The 26,499-nt window shown below is 72.3% G+C and carries 27 protein-coding genes; 16 read left to right on the top strand and 11 right to left on the bottom strand.

The features are described 5' to 3' along the window. Nucleotides 1–20 precede the first annotated feature (20 nt). Nucleotides 21–947, bottom strand: coding sequence for a hypothetical protein (locus ACIF80_RS23880; RefSeq protein WP_399808003.1), 927 nt, complete (start codon nucleotides 945–947; stop codon nucleotides 21–23). 271 nt (nucleotides 948–1,218) lie between these two features. Continuing rightward, nucleotides 1,219–1,878 (bottom strand): hypothetical protein, encoded by a 660-nt coding sequence (locus ACIF80_RS23875; protein WP_399808001.1) that lies wholly within the window; start codon nucleotides 1,876–1,878, stop codon nucleotides 1,219–1,221. A 449-nt stretch (nucleotides 1,879–2,327) separates the two neighbouring features. On the opposite strand from ACIF80_RS23875, the gene ACIF80_RS23870 reads away from it, so the two are divergent. Continuing rightward, a complete protein-coding gene (locus ACIF80_RS23870; protein ID WP_399807998.1) occupies nucleotides 2,328–2,540 on the top strand; it encodes an EF-hand domain-containing protein in 213 nt (70 codons plus the stop codon). Between the two features lie 268 nt (nucleotides 2,541–2,808). On the opposite strand, the gene ACIF80_RS23865 is transcribed toward ACIF80_RS23870, so the two are convergent. Then, on the bottom strand, nucleotides 2,809–3,540 hold the full coding sequence (locus tag ACIF80_RS23865; RefSeq protein ID WP_399807995.1) for a dienelactone hydrolase family protein: 732 nt from the start codon (nucleotides 3,538–3,540) through the stop codon (nucleotides 2,809–2,811). Nucleotides 3,541–3,757: 217 nt separating this feature from the next. Further along, complete coding sequence (locus ACIF80_RS23860) at nucleotides 3,758–4,561, bottom strand: VOC family protein (protein ID WP_399808246.1); 804 nt, start codon at nucleotides 4,559–4,561, stop codon at nucleotides 3,758–3,760. Between the two features lie 331 nt (nucleotides 4,562–4,892). On the opposite strand from ACIF80_RS23860, the gene ACIF80_RS23855 reads away from it, so the two are divergent. Further along, on the top strand, nucleotides 4,893–5,744 hold the full coding sequence (locus ACIF80_RS23855; RefSeq protein ID WP_399807992.1) for a sulfurtransferase: 852 nt from the start codon (nucleotides 4,893–4,895) through the stop codon (nucleotides 5,742–5,744). A gap of 94 nt (nucleotides 5,745–5,838) precedes the next feature. Here ACIF80_RS23855 and sepH read toward each other — a convergent pair whose 3' ends face one another. After that, a complete protein-coding gene (gene sepH, locus ACIF80_RS23850; protein WP_399807989.1) occupies nucleotides 5,839–6,891 on the bottom strand; it encodes a septation protein SepH in 1,053 nt (350 codons plus the stop codon). Between the two features lie 479 nt (nucleotides 6,892–7,370). Between sepH and ACIF80_RS23845 the strand changes: the two genes are divergently transcribed. Next, nucleotides 7,371–8,234 carry a hypothetical protein gene (locus tag ACIF80_RS23845; RefSeq protein WP_399807986.1) on the top strand — a complete coding sequence of 288 codons (864 nt, stop codon included), beginning with the start codon at nucleotides 7,371–7,373 and terminating at the stop codon, nucleotides 8,232–8,234. On the opposite strand, the gene ACIF80_RS23840 is transcribed toward ACIF80_RS23845, so the two are convergent. Together ACIF80_RS23840 and ACIF80_RS23835 are read right to left on the bottom strand one after the other, a co-directional pair. After that, a complete protein-coding gene (locus ACIF80_RS23840) occupies nucleotides 8,158–9,486 on the bottom strand; it encodes a D-arabinono-1,4-lactone oxidase (RefSeq protein WP_399807984.1) in 1,329 nt (442 codons plus the stop codon). The two genes, ACIF80_RS23845 and ACIF80_RS23840, sit on opposite strands and share 77 nt — an antisense overlap. After that, nucleotides 9,446–10,705, bottom strand: coding sequence for an MFS transporter (locus tag ACIF80_RS23835; RefSeq protein WP_399807982.1), 1,260 nt, complete (start codon nucleotides 10,703–10,705; stop codon nucleotides 9,446–9,448). The genes ACIF80_RS23840 and ACIF80_RS23835 overlap by 41 nt, the downstream gene beginning before the upstream one ends. 147 nt (nucleotides 10,706–10,852) lie before the next feature. Between ACIF80_RS23835 and ACIF80_RS23830 the strand changes: the two genes are divergently transcribed. Further along, complete coding sequence (locus ACIF80_RS23830; RefSeq protein ID WP_399807979.1) at nucleotides 10,853–11,980, top strand: ferrochelatase; 1,128 nt, start codon at nucleotides 10,853–10,855, stop codon at nucleotides 11,978–11,980. 8 nt (nucleotides 11,981–11,988) lie between these two features. After that, entirely contained in the window at nucleotides 11,989–12,804 is an 816-nt protein-coding gene (locus ACIF80_RS23825; protein ID WP_399807976.1) for an inositol monophosphatase family protein, read from the top strand. 141 nt (nucleotides 12,805–12,945) lie between these two features. Here the strand turns inward: ACIF80_RS23825 and ACIF80_RS23820 are convergent, their stop codons facing one another. Continuing rightward, nucleotides 12,946–13,119 (bottom strand): hypothetical protein, encoded by a 174-nt coding sequence (locus ACIF80_RS23820; RefSeq protein ID WP_399807973.1) that lies wholly within the window; start codon nucleotides 13,117–13,119, stop codon nucleotides 12,946–12,948. Nucleotides 13,120–13,654: 535 nt separating this feature from the next. On the opposite strand from ACIF80_RS23820, the gene ACIF80_RS23815 reads away from it, so the two are divergent. The 4 genes from ACIF80_RS23815 (at nucleotide 13,655) to ACIF80_RS23800 (ending at nucleotide 17,238) form a co-directional block, all read left to right on the top strand. Then, on the top strand, nucleotides 13,655–14,308 hold the full coding sequence (locus ACIF80_RS23815) for a response regulator transcription factor (RefSeq protein ID WP_007387794.1): 654 nt from the start codon (nucleotides 13,655–13,657) through the stop codon (nucleotides 14,306–14,308). Nucleotides 14,309–14,312: 4 nt separating this feature from the next. Further along, nucleotides 14,313–15,560, top strand: a complete 1,248-nt coding sequence (locus ACIF80_RS23810; RefSeq protein ID WP_399807971.1) for a sensor histidine kinase — start codon at nucleotides 14,313–14,315, stop codon at nucleotides 15,558–15,560. Between the two features lie 393 nt (nucleotides 15,561–15,953). After that, complete coding sequence (locus tag ACIF80_RS23805) at nucleotides 15,954–16,250, top strand: DUF4193 domain-containing protein (protein WP_003993510.1); 297 nt, start codon at nucleotides 15,954–15,956, stop codon at nucleotides 16,248–16,250. A 13-nt stretch (nucleotides 16,251–16,263) separates the two neighbouring features. Beyond that, the gene (locus ACIF80_RS23800; protein ID WP_399807968.1) at nucleotides 16,264–17,238 is read left to right on the top strand and encodes a hypothetical protein; all 975 of its coding nucleotides are present in this window, start codon (nucleotides 16,264–16,266) and stop codon (nucleotides 17,236–17,238) included. A 130-nt stretch (nucleotides 17,239–17,368) separates the two neighbouring features. On the opposite strand, the gene ACIF80_RS23795 is transcribed toward ACIF80_RS23800, so the two are convergent. Beyond that, nucleotides 17,369–17,830, bottom strand: a complete 462-nt coding sequence (locus tag ACIF80_RS23795) for a DUF3093 domain-containing protein (RefSeq protein WP_399807965.1) — start codon at nucleotides 17,828–17,830, stop codon at nucleotides 17,369–17,371. 167 nt (nucleotides 17,831–17,997) lie between these two features. On the opposite strand from ACIF80_RS23795, the gene ACIF80_RS23790 reads away from it, so the two are divergent. From ACIF80_RS23790 to ACIF80_RS23760, 7 genes are all read left to right on the top strand, one after another. Continuing rightward, a complete protein-coding gene (locus tag ACIF80_RS23790) occupies nucleotides 17,998–18,582 on the top strand; it encodes a PaaI family thioesterase (protein ID WP_399807962.1) in 585 nt (194 codons plus the stop codon). After that, nucleotides 18,579–19,154, top strand: coding sequence for a dUTP diphosphatase (gene dut, locus ACIF80_RS23785; RefSeq protein ID WP_399807959.1), 576 nt, complete (start codon nucleotides 18,579–18,581; stop codon nucleotides 19,152–19,154). Before ACIF80_RS23790 ends, dut begins: the two co-directional genes overlap by 4 nt. A 1-nt stretch (nucleotide 19,155) precedes the next feature. Continuing rightward, on the top strand, nucleotides 19,156–19,917 hold the full coding sequence (locus ACIF80_RS23780) for a DUF3710 domain-containing protein (RefSeq protein WP_399807957.1): 762 nt from the start codon (nucleotides 19,156–19,158) through the stop codon (nucleotides 19,915–19,917). 303 nt (nucleotides 19,918–20,220) lie between these two features. Beyond that, nucleotides 20,221–22,875, top strand: a complete 2,655-nt coding sequence (locus ACIF80_RS23775; protein ID WP_399807954.1) for an ATP-binding protein — start codon at nucleotides 20,221–20,223, stop codon at nucleotides 22,873–22,875. Next, nucleotides 22,872–23,555 (top strand): response regulator, encoded by a 684-nt coding sequence (locus tag ACIF80_RS23770; RefSeq protein WP_399807952.1) that lies wholly within the window; start codon nucleotides 22,872–22,874, stop codon nucleotides 23,553–23,555. Before ACIF80_RS23775 ends, ACIF80_RS23770 begins: the two co-directional genes overlap by 4 nt. Nucleotides 23,556–23,722: 167 nt before the next feature. Further along, nucleotides 23,723–24,121 carry an OB-fold nucleic acid binding domain-containing protein gene (locus ACIF80_RS23765; protein WP_399807948.1) on the top strand — a complete coding sequence of 133 codons (399 nt, stop codon included), beginning with the start codon at nucleotides 23,723–23,725 and terminating at the stop codon, nucleotides 24,119–24,121. Nucleotides 24,122–24,124: 3 nt separating this feature from the next. Beyond that, complete coding sequence (locus ACIF80_RS23760; RefSeq protein ID WP_399807945.1) at nucleotides 24,125–24,904, top strand: DUF3159 domain-containing protein; 780 nt, start codon at nucleotides 24,125–24,127, stop codon at nucleotides 24,902–24,904. Between the two features lie 109 nt (nucleotides 24,905–25,013). Here ACIF80_RS23760 and ACIF80_RS23755 read toward each other — a convergent pair whose 3' ends face one another. Both ACIF80_RS23755 and ACIF80_RS23750 read right to left on the bottom strand, forming a co-directional pair. Continuing rightward, complete coding sequence (locus tag ACIF80_RS23755) at nucleotides 25,014–25,691, bottom strand: TrkA family potassium uptake protein (RefSeq protein ID WP_055608238.1); 678 nt, start codon at nucleotides 25,689–25,691, stop codon at nucleotides 25,014–25,016. Then, nucleotides 25,691–26,362 (bottom strand): potassium channel family protein, encoded by a 672-nt coding sequence (locus ACIF80_RS23750; protein ID WP_399807942.1) that lies wholly within the window; start codon nucleotides 26,360–26,362, stop codon nucleotides 25,691–25,693. The genes ACIF80_RS23755 and ACIF80_RS23750 overlap by 1 nt, the downstream gene beginning before the upstream one ends. Nucleotides 26,363–26,499 lie beyond the last annotated feature (137 nt).

Here is a 26,499-nt window from a genome sequence, read left to right as displayed (position 1 = left end):
GGCGCCCAGGGCCTCACGGTTCACTCGACGCCGGTGGGAGTGGACTGCGGCGTACGCCCGGCCAGGACCTCCTCGAGCCGGGGCGTGCCCTGCCCCACGGCGGCCTCGGTGCTGTTGTGGTTGGCGCCGTCGAGTCCGCCGTTGGTGACCGTGATCGCGTCCGTGCCGATCCGGACGGCGGCGACGTCCAGGGTGAGGGTCACGGGATCCCCGCTGCTGGTGCCCTTCACCGTCACGGTCAGCCCCTGCCGGGCGTCGCCCTCCTCGGGCAGCGACGCCTCGACGACCTGGACGGTGCGCTCGCCGCCGTCACCACCGGTGAGGGTGAACTGGTCGCAGGTGTCGGGCAGCGACTTCAGCCACTTCATCGCATCGTCGAGATCGGCCTTCTGGTAGGCGGCGACCTGGTAGAGCAGCCGGGAGTCGCCCTCCTCGAAGCCGGTGAGCGCCGAGGCCCCGGACGGGCGGCCCAGCAGGGTCTCGTCGTAGAGCGAGTCGATCAGTCGTTGGCAGTCGGCGGCCTCGCTCTTCCCGTCGAGGAACGCGGCCACGTCGACGTCTCCGACCAGCAGGGAGTTCCGCCAGTCCTGCGGGTTGTCGACCTGGTCCCAGTAGTCCTCGATGTCCGCCTCGGTGATCAGCGCGTTGCGTGCGCCGGCTTCGGTGAGGTCAGGGGTGGGGGAGGCCGACGGTGTGGTGGTCGGCGACGTGGTGGTGGTCTGCGTGGCGGGGGTGGAAGCGGTCTCCGACTCGGCCGCCGAGCCGCCGTCCCCGTCGGAGCAGGCCGCTGTGAGGAGCAACGCCCCGGTGGTCAGGGCGGTGGCCAGGACACGGACCGGAAGGGTCGTCGCGCGCGGCGTGGCGAACGGCCGGGCGACCGGGCGCGGCGCACACGCACGGGCCACGGTCGCGCGGGACGGGCGGACGGTGGGGCGAGGGGTGGTCACGAGTGCCTCCTGAGGACGGGACGGTCGTCCGGCGCGTGTGTGCCCGGGCGGCCCCCCGCTCCTCACCGCACCACCGGTTCGCTCGCGTCACCAGCGCATCGGAGGCATACGGGTGAAGGCCGGTCACCGTCGGCGACCGCCTCCGGGCCCGCGCTCACGCGGCGGGACCACGGGGGGACTTCCAGGGCTGTCCGCACCGCGGCGGACACGGAAGGGAACGGATGAGGAGGGAGCAACGGGCCGAGCGCCCGTCGCGCCGCCCGCGCACCGGCTAGGCCGCCGCGCCGGCCTCGCTGATGTCCTTGTGCAGATGGGCCATCAGATCGCGCATCTCACTGACCCCGTCGGACGAGGGGGCGAACCGCTGGGCGGCGTCGCGCAGCCAGTCCGTCGTCGCCAGGGCGAGCCGCGTCGCGTCCTGCGTGTGCCGCTCGAAAAGGAGCTCGTCGATGCGGTAGGAGATGTCGCTGAGCGTCTCCTCGCTGGTCCCCGGCGGCAGGACGTTCTCCAGTCCGGCGGGAAACGGGTCCTCGGCACGGGACGAGCGCAGGGCCTCGACGACTTCGGCGTCGTCGCTGTACCGGTCGAGGGTGCCCATCAGCGCGACCAGCCGTGCGGTCAGGCGGGGAAGACCGGGGTGACGGTCCAGCCACTCCAGCAGCTGACGCTCGCCGCCGAGGTGTTCGGTGACCGTGTGGAGCCGCTCCTTGGCCCGGGGGGACAGGGACCAGCCCAGGGGGAGTACCTCGGCGACCTCCTCCGCGAGCCGTGGCTCCTCCGCGGGGTCCAGCCTGCCCTCGGCGAAACGGAGGACCTTTTCCTCGTCCAGGCCGAACGTGTCCGGCCCCACACGGTGCCGTGTGGGGTGCGAGGCGTCCGGCAGCCGACGCAACAGGTGACCGGCGAGCTTGCTGAGCGGCTTGTCGTGCACGGATCCTCCAAGCGGACCGCTGTGGTGACGTCTTCCCGGCCGCCGGGCTCCCTGCCGGCGCAGGCGCCGGCGGGCGGCCCCGTCCCACGCGTTCGTCGACGGCTGCACCCCCACAGTGCCGCTTCGTCCGCGCGGACGCCCGTCCGGTGACCCAGTCGGGCGACGTCCCGCGCCACGGACAACGCCCGCACGGTGGGCGGGGAGAGGGCGGTCGAGGAGGAGCAGGCCGTGGCCGGGTGCGGGAGCGCCTCGCGGCGGCGAAGGCGCGTGTCGACCGCTGCCGGGAACTGTCCGCGACCGTGAACGGAAGGGAGTCTCCCGCCCTCCTGCGGGGCGGAGTTCGGGTGGAGGGAGCGCCGCACCGGGGGCTCGCACGGGCAGATAGTCTGACCTGCGTCATCAGGACTCTCAGGGAGTCCGGCGGAGTACGAGACCAAAGGGGTGGACCGGTGGCGGAGATCGAGGAAGCGCGCAGGCAGTTCGAGCGGATTGACGCGGACGGGGACGGGTTCATCACCGCTGCCGAGTTCAAGACCGCCCTGGCCCAGGGCGGTGACTGGAACGTCACCGATTCGGTGGCGGAGGTCGTCATCAAGTCCCGCGACCTGGACGGCGACAAGGTCCTGTCCTTCGACGAGTTCTGGGCGCACCTGAACAAGTGAGCCCTCGGGCCGGGGGCCCGATTCCGCGCACCTTCGCGGCGGACCGGGTCCCCGGCCGGGGACCGGGCACCGTCGGCCCGCTCGTTCAGTGCCGCCCAGCCCCGGGCGCGGTGCCCCGGGCGCGTCGATGCCGGAGACCAACTCGTCGCAGTCGGGCGCCCGGACGGCGCCGGCCGGACCGGTCACCCGGGAAGACCGGCCGGCCCCGGTGAACGCGCCGGCCGGAAACGGATCCCGGCCGGCGCGTCGCGGACCGCAGGCGGAGTCGTCAGCCGAGGTGCCGGGCGAAGAACCTCAGCATGCTGTCCAGCTCGAACGCCGGAATGTCCCCGTGCTTGCCGGAGTTGGCGTGGAGTGTCTTCTCGGCCGAGGCGAAGGCGTCGAACAGGGCCAGGCTCTGGGCCCGCGGCACCCGCTCGTCGTCCCACTGCACCAGGAACTCCACCGGGACGGTGATCCGCGCGGCGTCCTCGGCCGATGCCGACGCCCCGCCCAGACCCAGCACTGCCGCGCGGACCCGGGGTTCGGCGGCGACGAACGGAACACCGAGGCCGCAGCCCAACGAGACCCCCCAGTAGCCGACCGGACCGGCGCCGACATGTCCGAGTCGCTGGACCGCATCCAGGACTGTCCGCCATTCCGGGACGGTTCGGCGGGCTACGAGCGCCTGGAAGCCGGCGATCAGCGGAGCCGGTTCTTCTCCGGCCGCCACGCGAGCCTGGTTCTCGGTCGCGATCCGGTCGTACTCCTCGTTCTTCGGCCGGTCGCCGTGGCCGGGCACGTCGACCGCCACCACCGCGAAATCGCACTCGGCCACGAGGCGGTGCGCGCGGGCCAGGATGCCGGGGGCCTTCTTGTGCTGACCGCCACCGTGTCCCATCAGGACGAGCGGACGGGTGCCGGCGGCACCTTCCGGCGTCCACAGCACGCCGGGAACCCCATCGAGGGTGAAGAGCTGTTCGGAGATACCGTCGAACGAGGTCTCAGAGGTGAAGCGCATAGCGTTTCGAGCCTTTCGGGATGCCTTCTGCGGGCACTCCTCAGGCCATGCGAGGGAGGGATGCCCGACCTGTCACAGTGTTGATCGGTCTCACCTCCCTGGTTCGCGGCAGCGCACGGCGGCGCCGAAGGTATCACGAAGGGCTCCACTCCCGTCCGGGCGAGAAGGGCGCCGGTGCGGACGGGGCCGGTGTTCGGCCTGATGCGGAGCCGGCGGGTCATCGTGGGCTCTGCAGCAGCGAGAACCGCGCCCCCTCCGGGTCCGTCACCGTCGCGATCCGGCCGTGGGCGCTGTCGTGGGGCCGCTCGAGGATCTGGCCGCCCAGGTGCAGGAGGTGATCCACCGTGTCGTCGACGTCGGCCACGGTGAAGTACGTCGTCCAGTGCGGTCCGCGGTCCCTCAGGAGGCCGTTGCCCACGCCGTGGATCCCCGCCACGGGCCGGCCCTCCACGCTCAGGGTCATGTAGTCGAGGCCGGCGGAGACCTCGGGTTGTGCGGTGTGGCCGAACACCGTCGCGTAGAACTTGGCCACGCGCTCCGACTCGAAGGTCGTCAGTTCGTTCCAGGCGGGCGCGCCGGGCACTCCGGTGACCGCCTGGCCCAGGTGCGCGGACGCCTGCCAGATGCCGAAGACGGCGCCCGAGGGGTCGGAACCGATCGCCAGCCGTCCGGCTTCGGAGGCGTCCAGCGGGCCGACGCCGATGGTGCCGCCGCACGAGCGCACCGCCTCGGCGGTGCGGTCCACGTCCACCGAGGCGAAGTAGGGCGTCCAGGCCACGGGAAGGTGCCGGTCCGGTGCCAGCAGTCCGATGCCGGCCACCTCGCAGCCGTCGAGCAGGGCGCGCGCGTAGGGGCCGAGTTGCTGCGGGCCGGGCCGGAACTCCCAGCCGAACAAGGCTTCGTAGAACGTCCGGGCCGTGTCCGGTCCGTGCACCATGAGACTCACCCAGCAGGGTGTACCGGGTGCGTGCCGGACGGGCGCTTCACCGTCTCGGCGGGCGGACCCCCGTGCGTCGGTCATCGTCACTCTCTTCTCGGCCGCCCTCACGGTGGCCGTGCTCTTCTCGACCCGGGCGAGGGTCGCGTCGCGTCCGCTCTGCGGATTCGTCCCCGTGCCGGCACTGGCATCGGCCACGGCGTCGCGTGCTCCGGGCCCGCCCCGTACGGCGGTTCCCGTCTGCGGAGGATGCCCGATGTGCGGGTCCCCGTCCTTTTCGGCGCGCTTGCCGGAGGATGTCGATCGGTAGTACAGCATGTGCCCGATCCCGTACGCCTCGTGATCAGGTCTGCCCGGCCGAGCAGAGTAGCCGGACCTGGACGAGACGGCCACCCCGTACGTCAGGATGGTGACCATGAACGCCATCATCTCCGCATCCGAACTCGCCGCCGGACTGGCGGGCGGCGACCCGCCGGTACTGCTCGACGTCCGCTGGCAGTTGAGCACGGCCGCGGCGGCCGGCGAGCCGCCGTTCGACGGACGGGCCGCGTACCGCGAAGGGCATCTTCCCGGTGCCGTATTCGTCGACCTGGACAGGGAGTTGGCCGCAGCGCCGACCGGGCGGGGGCGCCATCCGCTGCCCGATCCGGAGGAGTTCGGCGCGGCGATGCGCCGGGCGGGCGTGTCGGCGGGCACGCCGGTGGTCGTGTACGACGGCGGGACGGGCTGGGCGGCCGCCCGCGCGTGGTGGCTGCTGCGGTGGACGGGTCACCCGGACGTGCGGGTCCTCGACGGCGGGTTGCCGTCCTGGGGCGGTCCGCTCGAGACCGCGCAGCCGGAGCCGGCCGAGGGCGACTTCGTGCCCGCATGGGGAGCGGCCGGGCTGCTCGACGCCGACGGAGCGGCGGCGCTGGCCCGGTCCGGGCTGTTGCTGGACGCCCGCGCGGGAGAGCGCTACCGGGGCGAGGTGGAGCCGATCGACCCGGTCGGCGGGCACATCCCGGGCGCGGTCTCGGCACCCACCACCGAGAACGCCGGCCCGGACGGACGCTTCCTGCCCGCCGGGGAACTGGCCGCGCGATTCCGGGAGTTGGGCGCGTCCACGGACAAGCGGGTCGGTGTGTACTGCGGTTCCGGGGTCTCGGCGGCGCACGAGGTGCTGGCGCTCGCGGTGGCGGGCGTCCCGGCGGAGCTGTACGTCGGCTCCTGGTCGGAGTGGTCGTCGGACCCGGAGCGGCCGGTCGCGGTGGGACCGGACCCGCAGTAGACCGGAAGAGTGAAAGGGGCACTCGTGCATGACGAGCGCCCCTTTCATGGCACCTCGGGCCGGTTCGTCCGATGCGGTGGCCGCTCCCGCAGGGTCACTCCTGCTTCTTGCGCCGGGTCCCGAACACGATCTCGTCCCAGCTCGGCACCGCCGCACGGCGGCCCGGACGGACTCCGTCCGCCTCCGCCTGACGGTCCGTGGAGCCGACGAGACGGTCCCGGTGACTGGTGACGGCACGGGGCATCAGGACGTCGGCGTAGGCGGAACCGGCCGAGGCCGCGGGAGCCGGGGGCTCCTCCGCCTCGGGTTCGCCGTCCGGCTCCTCGGCGGCCGGCTCGGGGACCCGCTCGGGAACCACCAGGTCGCCCCGGAAGCTCGGCACCGCCTCCAGCAGGCTGGTGAGCGAGTCCCGCTCACCGGTGGCGGTGAGTGCCGACTCCTCGTCGGATGCGGAGTCCTGGCCCGGCGGCAGGCTCTGCCGCTCGCGGTCACCCGGACGGTCCAGCGGGCGGTCACGGGGCAACCGGGCGATGCGCGGCACGAACGGGAAGCTGGGCTCGGGCGTCGCGGCGAGGTCGTCGGACTCGCCGATCAGCGAGCGCGCCTCGTCGTCGACGGCCTGGACGAGCCGCCGGGGCGGGTCGTACGTCCAGCTGGCCGAGTGCGGTTCGCCCGCGACCCGGTAGACCAGCAGCACTTCCCAGGTGCCGTCGTCGCGGCGCCAGGAGTCCCACTGCACGGTGTCCTTCTCCGCGCCGCGCAGCGTCAGCCGTTCCTGCACGGCCTCGCCCAGCGGCGGACCGGAGTTCTCACCGGGCCGGCGGACGGGGGTCTTGCGGGCACGTTCCGCCATGAAGGCGCGCTCGGCGAGCACGGGGCCCTCGAAGCGGCGGACGCGGTCCACGGGGATGCCGGCCATCTGGGCGACCTCTTCCGCGGTCGCACCGGCCCGTATACGCGCCTGGATGTCGCGGGGGCGGAGATGGCTCTCCACCTCGATCTCGATCTGGCCGAGGCGGGGACGGTCGCCACGCACCGCGGCGCGCAGGCGTTCGTCGATCGGAAGCGTGTACTCCGTGCTGTCCGCAGCCTTCAGCACCAGCCGTGTGCCGTCATTCGAGACGGCCACGACACGCAGTTCGGGCATGGGGACCTCCCGGGTGGTGCCTGCCGACGTCACGTGCGTCGCTGCTTCCGCTAGTCGAGTGTGGCCTGCCCGGGTGCAGCCTGCCACAACCTTGCCGAGTTGCCCGGCGTGTCGGGCGTGGGCCCTGGATCGCCGTTATGACACGGTTACCTATTCGCAACGCTGAGTGACCAACTGCGTCACCCTGTGCAACTGGCCCCCTTCCGGCGGTCCTCGAAGAACCCGAGCACCCTGATGGGCGGCCGGACTCAGGGCTCGCAACAGTACTCCATTCGGGCCATGTGCGTGGATCGGCGCGCCGCCCAACTTCCCGCAAGGGGTGCTACTTGGCCGCGCCGGCCCGGATCCACCGAATCCGGGCGTGGGAAACTTCACGCAATCACCGAAAACGGAACTAATGGTTTCGGTCGGGCGTCCACTTGTCGTGCAGTTGATCGCCCGTGTGCGGGAACGTACGGGAAGGCAGGCAAGGTCCAGGAATGCGTGAAATGCCGGTTGTCGCGGATGAGCACGGTGACGCGGAGGAGGGGAAGCGCGCGCGGATCGATCTGAGCGTGCCGCAGGTCGCGGGCAGCGGGGTGGCCGCGGTGCTGGGCGCCCAGCTCGCCTCGTCCTTCGGCGTCTACGGAACGATCATCGGCGCCGGGGTCATGAGCGTCGTCGCCACCTGCGGTGGAACGATCTTCCAGCACTTCTTCAAGCGCACCGGCGAGCAGTTCCGTGTGGCCGCCGTGGCGCCGGGCCGGGCGTCCGCGGCACCGGCCGGGAGGCAGCCCTCACGGGTGCCGGGCGAGTTCACCGAGGGCACCGTGTACCGGGGCCGGGCCAGGCAGGTGCGGCGGGGCTGGAAACGGACCGTGGCCGCGGCGGCGCTGGTGTTCGGGGTCACGATGGCCGGAATCACCGTCTACGAGCTCGCTTCGGGCCAGAGCCTCAGCGGTACACCGGCCACCACCGTCGGCAACGCGGTCACCGGTGAGCACACGTCCGGTTCCGGTGACTCCTCCGGCCCCGGCGGTTCGGACGGGCAGGAGCCCGATACCTCCGGCGACTCCGGGACGTCGGACGACTCCGGCACATCGGAGGACCCCGGCGGCTCCGGCGAAAACGGACCGGCCCCCGCGCCCTCCACGACGCCCGGGGGCGAGGGAGCGGCCACCGGCTCCGGCGCCACGCCGGACGGCGGGGACGCGCCGACGGACACCCCGGACGGCACCGGGAACCAGGACTCCGAGGGCACCGCGAGCCCGGAACCGGACGCGTCCGCTACGTCCCCAGGACCCTCCGCAGATAGTCGTTCCGGAACAGGCGTTCCGGGTCAAGACGGTCCCGCAGTGCCGTGAACTCGGCGAAACGCGGATACACCCGGGAGAAGTACGAGGCGTCCCGGGTGTTGATCTTCCCCCAGTGGGGCCGCCCCTCGTGGGCGGTGAAGATGCGCTCCGCCGCCGTGAAGTACCCCTGATAGGGGGTGCCCCGGAACATGTGGACCGCGATGTACGCGGTGTCGCGGCCGGAGGCCGTGGACAGGGTGATGTCGTCGGCCGGGGCCGTGCGCACCTCGACGGGAAAACTGACCCGCAGGGGGGAGCGGTCGACCATGGCCTTCAGTTCGCGCAGCGTGTCCACCAGGGCCTCGCGCGGCACCGCGTACTCCATCTCCACGAAGCGCACCCGGCGCGGCGACGTGAACACCTTGTACGGGATGTCGGTGTAGGTCCGCGCGGACAGGGCCCTGCTGGAGACGCGCGCGATGGCGGGGACGGTCGCGGGCACCGCGCGGCCGACCCAGTTCGCCGCCTGGAAGACGCCGTTGGAGAGGAACTCGTCGTCGATCCAGCCCCGGACGGGATGCACCGGTCGTTCCGGACCGGCGCTGCGGTTGTTCCGCTTGGTGTTCGTGTTCTTGGTGTGCGGGAACCAGTAGAACTCGAAGTGCTCGTTCTCGGCGTGCAGTTCGTCGAACTCGGCCAGCACCCGGTCCAGGGGCATCGGCTCCTCGCGGGCCGTGAGCAGGAAGACCGGCTCGACCGCGAAGGTGATCGCGGAGACGACGCCGAGGGCGCCGAGGCCGATCCGGGCGGCGGCGAAGACCGCGCGCTCCTCGTCGGTCCCCTTCTCCGAGCAGGTGAGCACCGAACCGTCGGCGGTGACCAGCTCCAGGCCCCGGATCTGCGCGGCGAGGGAGGCCGAGTCGCGGCCGGTCCCGTGGGTGCCGGTGCCGGTGGCTCCGGAGACGGTCTGCTCCATGATGTCGCCCATGTTGGTGAGCGACAGCCCTTCCCGCGCGAGAGCCGTGTTGAGCCGCTTGAGCGGGGTGCCGGCCCCCACCGTGACGGTGCCCGCCTCGCGGTCGATGTCCCGGATCCCCGCCAGCAGATGAGGGCGGATCTGCACGCCGTCGGTGGCCGCGATCGAGGTGAAGGAGTGCCCGGTGCCCACCGCCTTCACCGGGAGGCCGTCCTCGGCGGCACGGCGCACGGCCGCCGCCAGTTCGTCGACGGAGGCCGGCGTGACCTCCCGCGCGGGGTGGGCGAGGACGGTGCCTGCCCAGTTACGCCATGTTCCGTTCCTCGTGCTCGCCGTGCTGCCCAACGGAGCCTCCCCGACCCGGAGCCGGCCGCTTGAGCCGGCGGTACCCGAGGAAACCGACCGCGACCGCGACGGCTCCGGACACCGCCGGAACCCCGTACCCGGCGCGCGCCCCGGCCGCGTCGATCACCCAGCCGGACGCGGCGGAGCCGAGAGCGACCCCGACCGCGAGCCCCGTGCTCACCCAGGTCATGCCTTCGGTGAGCTGTGCGCGTGGTACGTGCTCTTCGATGAGGGACATCGTCGTGATCATCGTGGGAGCGATGGACAGACCCGCAACGAACAGCGCCACGGCCAGAAACGGCAGGTTCCCGACCAGTAGGAGGGGGATCATACTCACGGCCATGGCGCATATGCCCAGCAGCCAGCGGCGCTCGGGAGCCCCGGCGAAGCGCATCAGCCCGAACGTCAGGCCCGCCACGCAGGAGCCCAGCGCGTACACGGCCAGCACCACACTGGCGGCGGCCTTGTGCCCGCGCTCCTCCGCGAAGGCCACGGTGACCACGTCCACGCCGCCGAAGATCGCCCCCGTCGCCGCGAAGGTGGCCACCAGGACCTGCAGGCCCGGCGAGCTCAGCGCCGTACCGCCGCCCGCGCCCTTGCCGCCTGCGCCCGTGCGCTCGCGCGGGTGCGGGGCCGGTTCGGTGGCGCGCTGGGCCGTCAGCCAGAAGACGCCGACCGCGAGGAAGCAGGCCGCGAGCAGCGGACCGGCCTCGGGGAACCACGCCGTGGACAGCCCGATGGAGATGATCGGCCCGAGGATGAAGCACATCTCGTCCACCACGGACTCGAAGGAGTACGCGGTGTGCAGTTGCGGGGTGCCGCGGTACAGGGCGGCCCAGCGGGCCCGGATCATCGCGCCGAGGCTCGGGACGCAGCCGATGCCGGCGCAGGCGGCGAAGAGCACCCAGTCCGGCCAGCCGTAGTGCGCGGCGAGCAGCAGCAGTGCCGCCGCGCCGAGCGCGAGCAGCGTCGCCGGACGCAGCACCCGCCGCTGCCCGTACTGGTCCACCAGGCGGGAGACCTGAGGGCCCGCGACCGCGGCGGCCAGGGCGATGGTCGCCGACAGGGCGCCGGCGAGCCCGTAGCGGCCGGTCAACTGGGACACCATCGTGACCACGCCGATGCCCATCATGGCCAGCGGCATCCGGCCGATGAACCCCGCAGCGGAGAAGGCCTTGCTGCCGGGGGCGGCGAACAGGGCGGGATAAGGGCTGGGCACGAGGTCTCCGAAGCTCTCAAGTAAGGCGCGACCGCAGGCGATACAGCTTACGGGTTAGGTAACCCTAATGTCTCCTGGGGGCAGGGCCGCGGCCCGGTCGGCCCCCGCCGTCGCCCGGCCGCCCGCGACGGGTGGCAGGATCGAGGCATGCCTGACGAGCTCGATCCCACCCCCTACGACGCCCTGCTCCTGCTCTCCTTCGGTGGCCCCGAAGGCCCGGACGACGTGGTCCCGTTCCTGGAGAACGTGACGCGCGGGCGCGGCATCCCCAAGGAACGCCTGAAAGAAGTCGGGGAGCACTACTTCCTGTTCGGCGGGGTCAGCCCCATCAACGAACAGAACCGCGCCCTGCTGGACGCCCTGCGCAAGGACTTCACCGGCCACGGCCTGAACCTCCCGGTCTACTGGGGCAACCGCAACTGGGCGCCCTACCTGACCGACACCCTGCGCGAGATGATCCGCGACGGCCGCCGCCGCATCCTCGTCCTGGCCACCAGCGTCTACGCCTCGTACTCCGGCTGCCGCCAGTACCGCGAGAACCTCGCCGACTCGCTGGCGACGCTGGAGGCCGAGGGCCTGGAGCTGCCCCGGGTCGACAAGCTGCGGCACTACTTCAACCACCCCGGCTTCGTGGAGCCCATGGTCGACGGGATCGTCCGCTCGCTCGCCGACCTGCCCGACGAGGTGCGCGAGGGCGCGCACCTCGCCTTCTGCACCCACTCGATCCCCACCGCCTCCGCCGACACCTCGGGACCCGTCGAGCAGCACGGCGACGGCGGCGCGTACGTGGCACAGCACCTGGACGTGGCCCGGCTGATCGCCGACGCCGTGCGGGAGCGCACCGGAGTGGAGCACCCCTGGCAGCTCGTCTACCAGTCCCGCTCCGGCGCCCCGCACATCCCCTGGCTGGAGCCCGACATCTGCGACCACCTCGAGGAGCGGCACGCGGCCGGCGTCCCGGCCGTGGTCATGGCCCCCATCGGCTTCGTCTCCGACCACATGGAGGTCATCTACGACCTCGACACCGAGGCCACGGCCAAGGCCGGGGAACTGGGGCTGCCGGTGCGCCGCTCGGCGACCGTGGGCGCCGACCCGAGGTTCGCCGCCGCGATCCGCGACCTGGCCGTGGAGCGCGCCGCCACCGAACGCGGCCAGGAGGTCACCCCCTGCGCCCTGGGCGAACTCGGCGCGAGCCACAACCTCTGCCCGGTGGGCTGCTGTCCGGCCCGTGCCCCGCGTCCCGCCGCCGCGGGTGCCGACAGCCCCTACGCCTGAGGAGCGCCGTGACCGACCCCCTGCACGCGGAACTGCTGCAGCTGGCCCGCGAAGCGGCACGCCGCGCGGGTGAGCTGCTGCGGGACGGCCGCCCGGCCGACCTCGAGGTCGCCGCGACCAAGTCCAGCCCGATCGACGTCGTCACCGAGATGGACATCGCGGCCGAGAAGCTGATCACCGGGCTGATCGCCGAGCACCGGCCCGACGACGGCGTCCTCGGCGAGGAGGGCGGCTCGACCGGGGGCACCAGCGGCGTCCGCTGGGTGATCGACCCGCTCGACGGCACGGTCAACTACCTGTACGGGCTGCCCACGTGGGCCGTCTCCATCGCCGCCGAGCAGGACGGCGAGACCGTCGTCGGGGTGGTCGCCGCCCCGATGCGGGGTGAGACGTATCACGCGGTCCGCGGCGGCGGGGCACGGGCCACCGGCGCGTGGGAGGGCGAGCGCACGCTGACCTGCCGCCCGTCGCCGCCCCTGGACCGGGCACTGGTCTCGACCGGCTTCAACTACGTCACCGGGGTCCGCACCCACCAGGCCGCCGTCGCGCAACGCCTGATCCCGCTCCTGCGGGACATCCGGCGCGGCGGCTCGGCCGCGGTCGACCTCTGCGACCTGGCCTGCGGCCGGCTCGACGGCTACTACGAGCGCGGGCTGCACCCCTGGGACCTGGCCGCGGGGGACCTGATCGCCCGGGAGGCGGGCGCGCTGACCGGTGGACGGCCCGGTGAGCGTCCCTCGTGGGACCTCGCGGTCGCGGCCACCCCCGGCGTCTTCGAGCCCCTCCAGCGGCTGCTGGAGGACTTCGGCGCCTGGCACGACTGACGGACGGCCGGGACGACGGTCCCGGAGACCCGGAGACCCGGAGACCCGGGAAATCCCTGAGAACGACGGAGCGGGCCCCGGCGCTGGATTCGCCGGGGCCCGCTCCTGTCGAGTCATGTCGAGCTCATGGCAACGGGCTGATCAGACGCGGGCCGCGCCGACCTCCACACCGTGCTCGGCGGCGAGCCGGCGCAGGTCGTCGAGCTCGCCCTGCTCCACCTCGACGAGGAAATCATCGCCCTCGTCGCGGGCCCGGGACAGATCGGACTCGGTCGTCCTTATGCGCTGCAGAAGTCCTGCGGTGAAAGCGTCCATGCTGCGCCCCCTCGTCCTGGGTCGTGGGTCGATGGCACGGGGGTGTGCCGGTCGGGAAAGGGACGATCACGTCTCCGGTGGATGACCGGCGCCGCTCGGCCGGGGGGCTACGGCTTCGGACATCCGGGTCCGCCCTGCGGGAAACGGACCGAAGCACACCGCATGGTGGCGCGGTGCAAGCAGAGCGTGATCGCGGGATGTAAAACCCGTCCTCCCCAAGCTCCCTTCCGCGGAAACCTAACCGGCCGAGAAAATCTCGTATTCCCCTTCCGTTCCCCGGGGCGTTCCCCGGCCCTCCGCCCCCGCGCCACCGCCCGTTCGCCGGACCCGCGCCGGTCCGCCGCCGCCCGCTTCCCGGTCCGGTGGCCTCCGTCGTGGTCCGCCGCCCGCCCCCGGCCCTCCGTCGCCCGCCCGTTCCCCGGCTTACCGCCGACTTACGGCCGAAAAGGGCAGGATGGAGGCAACACACTCACCAGGACCCTGCGCGCGTGCGCTCCGGAGCGCTGCCCGGCAGGACGTAGGAAGGACAAGCGACGTGCGCGTACTCGTCGTCGAGGACGAGCAACTGCTCGCCGATGCGGTGGCCACCGGACTGCGCCGGGAGGCCATGGCCGTCGACGTCGTGTACGACGGTGCGGCCGCCCTCGAGCGCATCGGCGTCAACGACTACGACGTGGTCGTCCTCGACCGTGATCTCCCCCTCGTGCACGGCGACGACGTGTGCCGCAGGATCGTCGAACTCGGCATGCCCACGCGCGTGCTGATGCTCACGGCCTCCGGCGACGTCAGCGACCGTGTCGAGGGCCTGGAGATCGGCGCCGACGACTATCTGCCCAAGCCCTTCGCGTTCAGCGAGCTCATCGCGCGCGTGCGCGCCCTGGGACGGCGCACCAGCGTGCCGCTGCCGCCGGTCCTGGAGCGCGCCGGGATCAAGCTCGACCCCAACCGCCGCGAGGTGTTCCGCGACGGCAAGGAGGTCCAGCTCGCGCCCAAGGAGTTCGCCGTCCTGGAGGTGCTCATGCGCAGCGAGGGCGCCGTCGTCTCGGCCGAACAGCTCCTCGAGAAGGCATGGGACGAGAACACGGACCCGTTCACCAACGTGGTGCGGGTGACCGTCATGACCCTGCGCCGCAAACTGGGCGAGCCGCCGGTCATCGTGACCGTGCCCGGCTCGGGCTACCGGATCTGATCCCGTGGCCACCACCCCCACCCCCACACCGCCGTCCCCGCCGGCACCTCCGAAGCCCACCTGGGACCCCCGCAGGCCCGTACCGCCCTTCCCCTGGCTGCGCCCGACCATCCGGATACGGCTCACCCTGCTCTACGGCGGCATGTTCCTGATCGCCGGGATCCTGCTGCTGTCGATCATCTACCTGCTCGCCGCGAACGCGCTGAACGTGGGCAGCGACCTGCCCTTCCGGATCCTGTCCGGGGAGGTGTCCAGCGACACCTGCCAGCTGCGCAGCGCGCGGCTGCCCGCCGACGAGCTGAACGCCGCGCTGAACGCCTGTGCCAACGAGCAGCGCCAGCACGCCCTGGACAACCTGCTCAGCCGCTCGCTCCTGACCCTGCTCGGCCTCGCGGTCATCGCCTTCGCCTTCGGGTACGCCATGGCCGGCCGCGTCCTGTCGCCGCTGGGCCGGATCACCCGCACCGCGCGCGCGGTGGCGGGCTCCGACCTGTCCCGCCGGATCGAGCTGGACGGCCCGGACGACGAGCTCAAGGAGCTGGCCGACACCTTCGACGACATGCTGGAGCGGCTGCAGCGGGCCTTCACCGCCCAGCAGCGCTTCGTCGGCAACGCCTCGCACGAGCTGCGCACCCCGCTGGCGATCAATCGCACGCTGCTCGAGGTGCACCTCTCCGACCCGAACGCGCCGGTCGAGCTCCAGCAGCTCGGCAAGACGCTGCTGGCCACCAACGAGCGCAGCGAGCAGCTGGTGGAGGGCCTGCTGCTGCTCGCCCGCAGCGACAACCAGATCGTCGAACGCAAGCCGGTGGACCTCGCGGAGGTGGCCTCCCAGGCCATCGACCAGGTGCACGCCGAGGCGCAGGCCAAGGGTGTGGAGATCCGCGGAGTGCAGAAGCCGGCAGTCGTCCGGGGCAACGGCGTCCTGCTGGAGCGGATCGCCCTGAACCTGGTCCAGAACGCCGTGCGCTACAACGTGGCCGAGGGGGGATGGGTGGAGGTCACCACCGACGTCGAGCACGGGCAGGCGGTCCTGGTGGTGTCCAACACGGGCCCGGTGGTGCCGGCGTACGAGATCGACAATCTGTTCGAGCCCTTCCGGCGGCTGCGCACCGAGCGGACGGGCAGTGACAAGGGGGTCGGCCTGGGGCTCTCCATCGTCCGGTCGGTGGCGCGGGCGCACGGCGGGCACATCTATGCCCAGCCGCGTGAGGGCGGCGGGCTCGTGATGCGAGTCACTCTGCCGATCTGACATCATGTCGCCGACACGACGGGGTGTTCGCTTTGGGCGGAATCTCCGGAGGACCTCTCCGGTGTTCCCCTGTGGGATCGATCACAGGGGGGATGTTCGGCCCGTCGACACTCCGTGATCATGAAGTCCCCGGAAGGCCGGGTACATCCCGGTTTTCAGGGGCTTCGATTACGGGAAGTACACGGTGAGGCGGCTTTGAAGTGCCGCGTTCGGACCGTGTACGGTCCCCATCGCCATCCAAGCCGATCACTCGCGAGGGGTTCGGTTGGGTGTCGATTGAGTAACAGACCTTGATGTGAGGCAAAATCTCCGCCTCGGGTCGGGCACAAGTCCGGCCTCTCGCGCGTTACGTGCGCTGAAGAGACCGCATACACCCAGAGGGGGAGAGCGACCATGGCAACCGATTACGACACTCCACGCAAGACCGACGACGACGTCGACTCGGACAGTCTTGAAGAGCTGAAGGCCCGCCGCAACGACAAGTCGGCCTCGGCCGTGGACGTCGATGAGTTCGAGGCCGCGGAAGGCCTCGAGCTGCCCGGCGCGGACCTGTCGAACGAAGAGCTGGCCGTCCGGGTCCTGCCCAAGCAGCAGGACGAGTTCACCTGCATGAGCTGCTTCCTGGTGCACCACCGCAGCCAGCTGGCCCGGGAGAAGAACGGCCAGCCGATCTGCCGCGACTGCGACTGAGGGCGGGTCGGCCGTGACTGGCTCGACCCCTCCTCGGAAGCGCCGCTTCCTCTCGAGGAAAGCGGACTCGGGGCCGCAGGACGGCCCCCGGCGCGACACGCGTGACCACGAGCGAGGCTCAACCGATACCGGGGCGGCCTCGCTCGGACCCGCAGCGGACCGGGGTGACCTCCCGGTACCCGTGGAGGTCACCGCGACCGCCCCGGTGGCCCGCAGACGTGCCGCGGCGTTCCGGGACAAGGCCAGGGAAGGCGCCCAGAAGGGCGGCACCCGCGCACGTGCGGGCCTGGCGTACCTCGCGGACCGGATCATCGAACTCGCCCCGCGGGTGCCCGTACGGGACCTGGAGACGCTGCGCAGGCAGTTCCCCGGGCTCGGTCCGGAGGAACTCGCGGAGAAGCTCGTGGCGGGCGCCTCCAGGGCCACGGCGACGGTCGGGGCCGGCGTGGGCGCGGCGGCGACGATGCCGGTGCCTCCCGCGATGCCGGCGGAGCTGGCCGCCGAGATCACCGGCGTCGCGGCGATCGAACTCAAACTGATCGCCGAACTCCACGAGGTCTACGGCGTACGCCCGTCCGGCAACCTCGGGCAGCGCAGCACCGTGTACCTGAACTCCTGGTCCCAGGAGCGCGGGATCGAGGCGGCCAAGCCCTCGACCGTGAGCGCGGCGCTGAACAGCCGCATGAAGCGCGAACTGCGCCAGCGGATCATGAAGCGCACCGTCCGCAACCTGCCGAACCTGATGCCGTTCCTGGTGGGAGCCGCCGTCGGCGCGGTCATGAACCGCCGGGACACCAGGAAGCTCGCCACCCACATCCGGACCGACCTCCGCAAGATCCAGGTGCCCTGGGAGGCATTGCCCGCCCTCCCCGCCCTCGAGACCCCGGCCGACGCCCTGGAGATGGACAAGCTCACCGGCGGGGCCCTCCGCAAGGCACTCGGCGGCGACGGCCACCCGGACGGGAGCGACGGTCCCGAGAGAGACTGATCCAACTGCTCCGGACACGGCTCAGCGGGAACGGCGGCGCAGCGGGAACACCGGATCAGTGGGCGAGGGAGCTCGCCGGGCTCCCTGATCTCTCCCCGGGCGACCGTTCGCCCGGGTGTTCCCCGCCGTACTACGCGGCGGTCTTCGCCGCCCGCAGGGCCTCCGCCAGCCGTTCCGGCTCGCGCGTCGACAGGAAGGCGTACGGCGTCGGGTCCTCCGGGTCGGTGATCTCCACCCGCAGCGCCCCCGGCACGTAGGCCCGCAGCAGCATGAAGCAGCGCGGGTCCGCCCGGTGGGTGCGCCAGGCGCGAGCCTCCTCCGCGTCCAGGACCTCCATCGCGCCCAGCGCCGACACCGGGATCTTCGCCTCACCGGCGATCAGCATGCCGCCCACGACGCGGATCCGCACCGAGCCGTACGCGCTGGCCACCACCGCGGCCGCCGCGGTACCGCCGGCCAGGCCGCCGAGCATCGGCAGGACCCCCAACGGCAGCACGATCAGCGCCATCGAGACACCCGCGAGCAAGGAGATCAGCCACCAGGAGCGGGGAGCGGTCAGGCGTTCTTCGTAGGGCAGGGCGGAGAGCTGCATGGATCCAAGCTTGGCACGGTGCCGGCACAGGGCCGCAGCCAGGGCGGCCGGCGTGAAGTGCGGTCAGGCAGGGCGGTGGTGGGTGACGGGCGAGTCGAGGCGGTCGGCGCCAAGCGCTGTCGAGCAGGGCGGTGGCGGGTGACGGGAGGGCGGTAAGGTCTGCGCCTGTGAGTGGTACTTCCTCAACTCTTCATCCCCCCGCCGACGCCGTGCCGCCGGTGCGCCACCCGGATGCTCCCGCACCCGGCGAGCTGCTCGGCGCGCACTACGACCAGTGCTTCGGCTGCGGCGGCGAACAGCCCCACGGGCTGCACATCGAGGCGCGGGCCGGCGAAGGCGTGTCGGTCACCGCCGTGTTCACCGTGCGCCCCGCCCACCAGGGCGCCCCGGGTCTCGCGCACGGCGGGGTGCTCGCTAGTGCCCTGGACGAGACGCTCGGCGCGCTGAGCTGGCTGCTGCGCACGATCGCCGTGACCGGCAGGCTCGAGACCGACTACGTCCAGCCCGTGCCGGTCGACGCCACCCTCCACCTGGAGGCGGAGGTGACCGCGGTGGCCGGCCGGAAGATCTACTCCACCGCGACCGGACGCATCGGCGGCCCCGACGGCCCGGTCGCGGTCCGCGCCAGCGCGCTGTTCATCGAGGTCAAGATCGACCACTTCGTCGACCACGGCCGCGAGGAGGAGATCCAGGCGGCCATGGACGACCCGGACCAGTTCCGTCGCACCCGCGCCTTCGAGGTGAACCCGTGACCGGACCCCGGGACGACGCGCGTCCTGAGGGCCGGCTCGAGGTGCTGATCCGGCGCGTCGACCCGGACGTGCCGCTTCCGGCGTACGAGCACCCCGGTGACGCGGGTGCCGACCTGCGGACCACCGAGGCGTGCGAGCTCGCACCCGGGGAACGGGCCGTTCTGCCCACCGGAGTGTCTGTGGCCCTGCCGGAGGGGTACGCGGCCTTCGTGCACCCGCGATCCGGACTGGCCGCGCGCTGCGGCGTCGCCCTGGTGAATGCCCCGGGGACGGTTGATGCCGGGTACCGTGGGGAGATCAAGGTGATCGTGGTGAATCTCGACCCGCGCGAGGCCGTGCGGTTCGAGCGCTTCGACCGGATTGCCCAACTGGTCGTCCAGCAGGTCGAGCGGGTCCGTTTCGTGCCGGTCGCGGAACTGCCCCGCTCGGTACGGGCCGAGGGGGGCTTCGGATCCACCGGCGGCCACGCCGCGGTGGAAGGTAAGAGCGGCACAAGCGTTCAGGCCGCCGTCGGCGGCACAGCGGGTGGGAATCGATACGCTTCGGTCGTATCCGACCGGGAAGGACAGTGACGTGTTCGGACGTCGCAAGAAGAGGGATGCCGCCGAGGACGCGGCCGGCGAGGCCGAGCAGGTCGTCGACGGTGTCGACACGGAGGCGGGCGGTGAGGGCGAGCGGCTGAGGCTGGAGCCGGCGCCGCGGCCCGACGGGCCCTGGGACAGCTCCGAGGTGAGGGAGCCCGGCGAGGGCAGGGTCGACCTGGGCGGTCTGTTCGTGCCCGGAGTGGACGGCATGGAGCTGCGGGTCGAGGTCGCCGGCGACGCGATCGTCGCGGCCACCGTCGTGCTGCGCGACAGCGCCATCCAGCTGCAGGGCTTCGCGGCCCCCAAGCGTGAGGGCATCTGGGGCGAGGTCCGCGAGGAGATCGCGACCGGCATCACCCAGCAGGGCGGCGTCATCGACGAGGTCGAGGGCCCGCTGGGCTGGGAGCTGCGGGCCCAGGTGCCGGTGCAGCTGCCGGACGGCACGGGCGGCTTCCAGGTCGTCCGGTTCGTCGGCGTGGACGGCCCGCGCTGGTTCCTGCGCGGGGTGATCTCGGGTCAGGGCGCGGTGCAGCCGCAGGCAGCCGGGCTGCTGGAGCAGATCTTCCGGGACACGGTCGTGGTGCGCGGGGAAGGCCCGATGGCGCCGCGTGACCCGATCGTCCTGAAGCTGCCCGACGACGCGCAGATGGTCCCCGAGGGCGTGCAGCAGGAGGAGGCCTCCGAGGGCTCCCGCTTCGCGGGCGGCATGGGACAGCTGGCGCGCGGACCGGAGATCACCGAGGTCCGCTGATCGCGTAACGCTTCGCAGCCACGACGGCGGGGCCGCACCCGGACCGGGACGCTGTCGACCGACAGCGTCCCCACCGGGCGCGGCCCCGCCGTCGTGGGCGGACTTCCCGAGGGAACTCCGACGGCCCGCCCGCAGCCGCCCCTCGGGGTCCCGTCAAGCCCGTCAGGGTTCCGTCAAGGACGCGTCCCGCACCCCGGCCGCCGCCTTCGGCCGCCCCGGACGAACGTAGGGTCGACTCCGCGCAGACAGCGGTGGACCGGTGACCGGGGACCGCGCTGTCCGGAACCGGAAGACAATGAGGGCATGGGACGCGGCAGACTTCGGATCCACCTCGGCGCGGCACCGGGCGTCGGCAAGACGTACGCGATGCTGTCCGAGGCGCAGCGCCGTGTCGAGCGGGGCACCGACTGCGTGGTCGGGTTCGTCGAGCACTACGACCGGCCGCGTACCAGGGCACTCCTGGAGGGCCTGGAACAGATACCGCGCCGGGAGCTGGAGTACCGCGGCGCCGTCCTCCCCGAGATGGACCTCGACGCCGTCCTCGCCCGCCGCCCCCAAGTGGTCCTCGTCGACGAACTCGCCCACACCAACGTGCCCGGCTCGCGCAACGCGAAGCGCTGGCAGGACGTGGAGGAGCTGCTGGCCGCCGGGATCGACGTGCTGTCGACCCTCAACATCCAGCACCTGGAGTCCCTCGGCGACGTCGTGGAGTCGATCACCGGCGTCCGGCAGCAGGAGACCGTACCGGACGAGGTGGTGCGGCGGGCCGACCAGACGGAGCTGGTCGACATGACGCCCGAGGCGCTCCGCCGCCGGATGGCGCACGGCAACGTCTACCAGCCGGACAAGGTCGACGCGGCCCTGTCGAACTACTTCCGTCCCGGCAACCTCACCGCACTCAGGGAACTCGCGCTGCTGTGGGTGGCCGACCGGGTCGACGAGTACCTCCAGCGGTACCGCAGCGAGCACGACGTCTCGGCGATCTGGGGGTCGCGCGAACGGATCGTGGTCGGCCTGACCGGCGGTCCCGAGGGCCGCACCCTGATCCGCCGTGCCGCGCGGCTGGCCGAGAAGGGCGCGGGGGGCGAGGTGCTCGCGGTCTACATCGCCCGCGGGGACGGTCTCACCGCCGCCTCGCCCGGTGAACTGGCCGAGCAGCGGACCCTGGTGGAAAGCCTGGGCGGCACCTTCCACCACGTGGTCGGGGACGACATTCCGGCCGCCCTGCTCGCCTTCGCGCGCGCGGCGAACGCCACCCAGGTCGTGCTGGGCTCCTCGCGCCGCAAGACGTGGCAGTACGTCTTCGGCCCCGGCGTCGGAGCGACCGTCGCGCGGGACTCCGGTCCCGACCTGGACGTGCACATCGTGACCCACGAGGCGATCGCCAAGGGACGCGGACTGCCGGTGGCCCGGGGCGCCCGGCTGGGGCGGTCGCGGGTGGCGTGGGGCTGGGCGGTCGGAGTGGCGGGCCCCGCGGTGCTGGCCGTGCTGCTCAGCGCCTTCGATCCGGGCCTGGCCAACGACATGCTGCTGTTCCTGGCGCTGACCGTGGCCGCGGCGCTGCTCGGCGGGCTCCGGCCGGCCCTGGCCTCGGCGGCGTTCGGCTCGCTGCTGCTGAACTACTTCTACACGCCGCCCCTGCACCGCTGGTCGGTCTCCGACCCGAAGAACATCATCGCCATCGTGATCTTCGTCGCCGTCGGCGCGGCGGTGGCGTCCGTCGTCGACCTCGCCGCCCGCCGCACGCACCAGGCGGCCCGGCTGCGCGCCGAGTCGGAGATCCTGTCGTTCCTCGCCGGCAACGTGCTGCGCGGCGAGACCGGCCTGGAGGAGCTGCTGGAACGGGTCCGCGAGACGTTCGGCATGGAGTCGGCGGCGCTGCTGGAACGCGCGGGCGACGTCGAGCCGTGGACCTGCGCCGGACGGACCGGCACCGGACCGGCCCTCGAACGGCCCGACGACGCCGACGTGGACGTTCCGGTGGGGGACCACATGGCGCTCGTACTGACCGGCCGGGTCCTGCCCGCCGAGGACCGCCGGGTGCTGGGCGCCTTCGCCGCCCAGGCCGCCGTCGCCCTGGACCGCCGCCGGCTGCGCGCCGAGGCCGACCGGGCGCGCACCCTCGCCGAGGGCAACCGCATCCGCACCGCCCTGCTGGCCGCCGTCAGCCACGACCTGCGCACCCCGCTGGCCGGGATCAAGGCGGCGGTCTCCTCACTGCGCGCCGAGGACGTCGACTGGTCGCCCGAGGACCGGGCCGAGCTGCTCGAGGGCATCGAGGGCGGCGCCGACCGCCTGGACCACCTGGTGGGCAACCTGCTCGACATGTCCCGCCTGCACACCGGCACGGTCACCCCGCTGATCCGCGAGGTCGACCTGGACGAGGTGGCGCCCATGGCGCTCGGCGGGGTGCCCGAGGGAAGCGTCACCCTGGACATCCCGGAGACCCTTCCCATGGTCGCCGTCGACCCCGGGCTGCTGGAGCGGGCGATGGCCAACCTGATCGAGAACGCCGTCAAGTACGCTCCCGCCGGTACCCCCGTCCTGGTGGCCGCCAGTGCGCTCGCCGACCGGGTCGAGGTACGGGTGGTCGACCGCGGCCCCGGCGTCCCCGACGACGCGAAGGACCGCATATTCGAGCCTTTCCAGCGCTACGGCGACGCCCCGCGCGGGGCCGGGGTGGGCCTCGGCCTGGCGGTGGCGCGCGGTTTCACCGAGGCCATGGGCGGCTCCCTGAACGCCGACGACACCCCGGGCGGCGGCCTCACCATGACACTGACCCTCCGTGCGGCGGCAACGGCGGCGACGGCGGAGACGTCGGCGACGGAAGCGACGGCCGGGGCGAGGGCCCCCACGGCGACCCGCCCGGCGCCCGCGGGTCCCGCGGGCCCGCAGCCCGTCCGCCCAGCAGAATCGGGGCCCGTTCGCCCCGCAGAACCGGAAAGGCACTCCTCATGACCCGTGTGCTGGTGGTCGACGACGAACCGGCGATCGTGCGCGCCCTCGTGATCAACCTCAAGGCCCGCTCGTACGAGGTCGACTCCGCCCACGACGGCGCCGACGCCCTCCGCCTGGCCGCCGCCCGCCACCCCGACGTGGTCGTCCTGGACCTGGGCCTGCCCGACATGGACGGCGTCGAGGTGATCCGGAGCCTGCGCGGCTGGACCCGGGTGCCGATCCTGGTGCTGTCCGCCCGGCACGCCTCCGACGAGAAGGTCCAGGCACTCGACGCGGGAGCCGACGACTACGTCACCAAGCCCTTCGGCATGGACGAACTGCTGGCCAGGCTGCGGGCCGCCGTGCGCCGCGCCGAGCCCTCCGGCGAGGACGAGGACGACCTGGTGGTGGAGACCGACGGGTTCACCGTCGACCTGGCCGCGAAGAAGGTGCACCGCGACGGCAAGGACGTACGGCTGACCCCCACCGAATGGCATCTGCTGGAGGTGCTCGTACGCAACGGCGGCCGGCTCGTGGCGCAGAAGCAGCTGCTCCGGGAGGTCTGGGGGCCGTCGTACGGGACGGAGACGAACTACCTGCGCGTGTACATGGCACAGCTGCGCCGCAAGCTGGAGGCCGACCCGGCCCATCCGAAGCACTTCATCACCGAGCCGGGCATGGGCTACCGCTTCGAGCGGTGAGCGACCGCCCGCGGCGCGCCGCGCGGGTGCCTGCCGCGCATCCGGTGCCTGCCGCGCGTGCGGTGGGGTGCCGTGCGTGCGGTGGGCGCGTGCGGCCGGGAGCGGCCGGTTCGGGCCGGGCGGGCAGCGGGTACGTAACCCTCGGGGCGCCCCGGTACGCTTCACGTATGGGTGCTGTTCCTCGCTCGGAGAAACCGGCGGGCCGGTTCCGGCGCATGCTCGACCGGCTCTCCTCGTCGCAGGAGGACCTGGAGTCCGAGGAGCTGCGTGAGGACGCCGACACCGCCGGCTGTACGCGGATAGGTGACTGCCAGGACCGGCAGATAGTGACGGTTACTGGTACCTTGCGCACGGTCACGCTGCGGCCCCGCGCGGGAGTCCCGGCCCTGGAGGCCGAACTGTTCGACGGCTCCGCCGCGCTGGACGTGGTGTGGCTCGGCCGACGCTCCATCATCGGGATAGAACCGGGGCGCAGACTGATCGCATCGGGCAGGATCTCCTTGAGCAGAGGCCGCCGGGTGCTGTTCAACCCGAAATACGAACTGAGACCCCTCGGACGGGAGTAGCCGGTGACGTCGCTCGACAAGCCGACAACCGAAGACACATCCGCGGACGACGCCAGGGCGGTGACCGAGGCCGCCCTGTTCGAGGCGTTCGGCGGGGTGCGGGGCATGGTCGAGACGGTGCTGCCCGGTCTCCTGTTCGTCAGCATCTACACGATCAACAAGAACCTGCACATGGCGGCGATCGCGGCACTCGCCGTGTCGCTGGCGATGGTCGTGGTCCGGCTGGCGCGGAAGGACACCGTCAAGCACGCCTTCAGCGGCGTCTTCGGCGTCGGCTTCGGCGTGGTCTTCGCGATGATGACCGGCAACGCCAAGGACTTCTACCTGCCGGGCATGCTCTACACCACGGGCCTGGCCCTGGCGTACATCATCACCGCGATGGCCGGTGTCCCGCTGATCGGCCTGATGCTGGGCCCGATCTTCAGGGAGAACCTCTCCTGGCGCACCCGCAACCCGGGCCGCAAGAAGGCTTACACCAAGGCCAGTTGGGCCTGGGGACTGATCCTGCTCGGCAAGAGCGCGATCCTGTTCCCGCTGTACTGGTGGGCGGACACGACCCAGCTGGGCTGGGTCCTGGTCGCGCTGAAGATCCCGCCGTTCCTGCTCGCGGTGTACCTGACGTGGGTCTTCCTGGCGAAGGCGCCGCCGCCGATCGACGTGTTCGCGGAGATGGAGGCGGAGGAGCGCGCCGAGGAGGAGCGCAAGGCCGCGCGCGAGCAGGAGAAGGCGCAGCACGCGGAGGACGGCGAGGCCACGACGACGGGCCGGCACCGCCGGCCCTGAGTCACCTCGTTCGGCACGTGAGTACGTGAGTGGGGGGGGGGGGGGGGGGGGGCGCGCCCCCCCCCCCCCCCCCCCCCCCCACTCACGTACCACCGCCACCGGGCCGGTGTCAGCGCGCGGTGTCGGTCCTGCGGACCGACAGGAGGTCTTCCAGCTGCTCCTCGCGGGCCTGGGCGGCCACGAAGAGGAGTTCGTCGCCCGCCTCCAGGGAGTCCTCCCGGGTCGGGGTGAGGACGCGCGTGCCCCGGATGATCGTGACCAGCGAGGTGTCCTGGGGCCACTGGACGTCGCCGACCTGGGTACCGGCCAGCGCCGACTCCTCGGGCAGGGTCAGCTCGACCAGGTTGGCGTCCCCGTGGCTGAAGCGCAGCAGCCGGACCAGGTCGCCGACGCTGACCGCCTCCTCGACCAGGGCCGACATCAGGCGCGGGGTGGAGACGGCCACGTCCACGCCCCAGGACTCGTTGAACAGCCACTCGTTCTTGGGGTTGTTCACCCGGGACACCACGCGCGGAACGCCGTACTCCGTCTTGGCCAGCAGGGAGACGACCAGGTTGACCTTGTCGTCGCCGGTCGCGGCGATGACGACGTTGCAGCGCTGGAGCGCCGCCTCGTCCAGGGACGTGATCTCACAGGCGTCGGCGAGCAGCCACTCGGCCTGCGGAACGCGCTCGACCGAGATCGCGGTCGGCGCCTTGTCGATGAGCAGGACCTCGTGCCCGTTCTCCAGCAGTTCGCCCGCGATCGAGCGACCCACCGCGCCGGCTCCGGCAATGGCGACCCTCATCACTGACCGCCTTCCTCTTCGGGGCCCTTGGCGAACGCCGCCTCGACCCGGTCGATCTCGTCCGTGCGCATCATCACGTGCACCAGGTCCCCCTCCTGCAGCACCGTCTGGGAGCTGGGCAGGATCGCCTCGCCGAGCCGGGTGAGGAAGGCCACGCGGACGCCGGTCTGGTCCTGCAGCCTGCTGATCCGGTGCCCCACCCAGGCCTGCGAGGTGTGCACCTCGGCGAGCTGCACACCGCCGGTCGGATCGCGCCACAGCGGCTCGGCGCCCGACGGGAGCAGCCTGCGCAGCATCTGGTCGGCCGTCCAGCGGACCGTCGCCACGGTGGGGATGCCCAGGCGCTGGTAGACCTCCGCGCGGCGGGGGTCGTAGATGCGGGCGGCGACGTTCTCGATGCCGAACATCTCGCGGGCCACCCGCGCGGCGATGATGTTGGAGTTGTCCCCGCTGGAGACGGCGGCGAAGGCACCCGCGTCCTCGATACCGGCCTCGCGCAGGGTGTCCTGGTCGAAGCCGATCCCGGTGACCCGGCGGCCGCTGAACGAGGAGCCCAGCCGGCGGAAGGAGGTGGGGTCCCGGTCGATGACGGCGACCGTGTGCCCCTGCCCCTCCAGGGTCTGGGCCAGGGCGGAACCCACCCGCCCGCACCCCATGATCACAATATGCATCGCGTCACACCGCGCTTCCTGCAGGCCCGTCGACCTTCATGACCATCGTGCTCATGTCTCTCTTTCGGCTCGCCGGGCAACCCGTGGCGGCCCGAGTACGGGCCACCGGGCAACATCATGCCGGGACGGCGGGACCC

Source organism: Streptomyces sp. NPDC085927 (assembly GCF_044540975.1).
GTDB lineage: Bacteria > Actinomycetota > Actinomycetes > Streptomycetales > Streptomycetaceae > Streptomyces > Streptomyces hirsutus.
Note: the sequence above shows the minus strand (reverse complement) of the source record. Positions and strands in the feature narration are given on the sequence as shown.